We start from the raw sequence: 2,625 nt of genomic DNA, 5'->3' as shown, positions 1-2,625 counted from the left end.
AAAAAAATACACTTAGTAATAAAGATATTGCTCTGCAATCCGCTTTTACATTGTTTCTTACTAAAGGTTTTCTGGCAACAAGCATGGACGACATAGTCACACGTAGCAAAGTTTCAAAAACGAACATTTATTATTATTTTAAGAGCAAGGAGGAGCTGCTGCTCGCTATTGTTAATCAGTTGATAGCACATTACGAGCAGCGAATTAATTATATTGTGTCTCAAACTGAGCTCACCGTTCAGGAGAAATTAGAAGCGGTACTCCACATTTTAAGCGATACTATTGAACAAAATAACTACCTTGGCGGTTGTCCTTTCCTGACTCTGTATACACAGACGCCTATTGACGCGGTTGAAATTAGAGATAGAATCAAGAGTTTTTTTGAAAAACAGCTGCATGGTGTTGAATTGATTTTAGCCCAAGGGATTGCACGACAAGAACTAAAGGAAGAGCTGCCCGTTAAACAAACAGCTATGTTGATTGTCTCCTCTATTGAGGGTGCTCTCTTCTTGGCTCAAGCTTCTAACAACCAAGATATGATCAAAAATTTATTTCCTGCTTTAGCTTCCATGCTAAAGTAATATTTTTAGATATATTAGTACTAGTTAGTACTATAAAATAATAAAGGAGTGTTTTTATTATGAAAATCTTCATGACCGGCGGAACTGGTTATATTGGACGTCATTTAATCGCTGAGTTAGCTTCTCAGCATCAGATTTATGCACTTGTACGTCAAAAAAATCGTCTTCTTACCATCATCAATCAACTGGCACCCGATCAACAGAACAACATTGTTCCTGTTATCGGTGATCTAACGCAGCCTCGATTAGGTTTAAGTGATGACAGCTACAAGCAATTACTTGCAACTGATCTAATTATTCATGCAGGAGGTCCAATGAATATTGAGTTGAACCTCAGTGAAGCTGAGCAGTCTTTCCTCGCCCCTGCAAAATCCCTTGCTCGGCTAGCACAGGATATCCACGCTGCAAAAGAATTAAAGCATTTTATCCATGTCGTAGGCTTTATGAGTCCCTATCATGAACAAAATGCATTGTTGGATCTAGATCATTTGCTGGACAATCAACCGCCTTATGAAAAAATGAAGTTTTTAGCCGACTCTTATATACGAAAATCTCTTCATAACATGAGCATTCCCTTATCTACTGTTAATCCTAGTGTAATCGTCGGAGACTCCTTCTCAGGGAAAACAGAACAGATTGGAGGCCTTAGCATCTTAGTCGATGCCGTAAGGCGAAATCTTATGTCGCTTGTTCCAGGCGGCGACGATTATTGGTTACCAATGGTTCATATTGATCATGTGGCTTCGTTTATTTCAAAACTTGCTAATACAGAAGGGTTATCAAGCAATACCTACTATCTTTTAGATTCTAAGCAAGAGAGTCCGTCGATCCGAACTTTCATCAAACTCATGGCACACGAATTGCAGACAACAAAGCCGTTAGGAACTATACCGCTTCCGTTATTGAAAACTGTGCTTAGAATGGGTGCTGGTAAGATGCTTGGTATTCCTAAAGAATCCATGAGTTTTCTTGTTAAGTCGGAATTCCCTGTTTACAGTAAATTAGAAATAGAACAAAGGAACGGCAGAAATTCATTCGTAGTTCCGTCCACGCTCCCTTTTATCATTAGTGATTTGGATTATCGGTTAAATCATTTAGGCCTGAATCAAAATGAGCAGAAAGATTTTAGTCAACGAAGAAGGGCTAACTTAGTTTCGCTAGAGAAAGATAGGAATAAAACACCTATTATTTTTCTTCATGGGACGTTCAGCAATGCTGATGCCCTTTTGCCCCTCTCACAATTTTTAAGCAGTTTAAATACTTGGTTCGTAGATTTACCTGGATTTGGGCGTACCCCTTATCACCATAATCCTTCTGTGCTAGAAGGCTATGTAGAGAGCATTTCCACTATGATCACTGAGTTGAACAGACCCGTTATATTAGTGGGGCATTCATTTGGCGGATTGATTGCGGCTCAAGTGATGGAACGGCTGCCCTCACTGATCAAACAACTCATTTTATTGCAGCCAGTACTGCATCCTATCCAACCTAAATATAGATTTCGACGTATTACAAGTTTCGTTCTAAAATATATGGATCCCGCCCGTTTGGAAAAAGAGCTACTTCAAGCCAATAGCTTCAGAACATCCAGTCAGTTATTGAGTAATTACGCTCATTCTGTGGTCCGTGATTTAAAATCCCCCCGTATACGTAAAACTAACGCTACGGTCATGTCTTGCTTAACTATATCAAAATCCATTCAACTAAATCCTGAGACATGGGATAAGAGGAAAATTAAGATACTATGGGGAGCTTTGGACAAAGATCATCATGTCCCAAAGCAGTTTGAACACTTGGATATTACACGTATTCAGTACGGTCATCAGTTTCCTGTTGAATCCCCTGAACTAACTGCTCAATGGATTTCTCAAGCTGTAACAGTATAAAGGTATTGATGGAGGTGTGGATTGTCAACACAAATTTAGGCTGCTTTTTAAGGGCTCGTTTTCTGAACTCAACTGGACTTAAATAACCTAAAGTTCCATGAACACGATGATAGTTAAACTGGTTCTGTTGCAAAGTTTGAAAAAAGCATAAACAGGTT

General features: G+C 39.0%; 2 protein-coding genes. Both read left to right on the top strand.

The features are described 5' to 3' along the window. Nucleotides 1-581, top strand: a 581-nt coding sequence (locus tag Y7E_RS29350; protein ID WP_017150528.1) for a TetR/AcrR family transcriptional regulator, incomplete at its 5' end; no start/stop codon positions are given. A 59-nt stretch (nucleotides 582-640) separates the two neighbouring features. Further along, nucleotides 641-2,467 carry an alpha/beta fold hydrolase gene (locus tag Y7E_RS0106755; protein WP_017150265.1) on the top strand — a complete coding sequence of 609 codons (1,827 nt, stop codon included), beginning with the start codon at nucleotides 641-643 and terminating at the stop codon, nucleotides 2,465-2,467. The last annotated feature ends 158 nt before the right edge of the window (nucleotides 2,468-2,625 follow it).

Origin of the sequence: Bacillus bingmayongensis (genome assembly GCF_000299035.1) — a bacterium.
GTDB lineage: Bacteria > Bacillota > Bacilli > Bacillales > Bacillaceae_G > Bacillus_A > Bacillus_A bingmayongensis.
The sequence above is the reverse complement of the archived record's forward strand: the minus strand, read 5'-3'. Positions and strand labels throughout refer to the sequence as shown.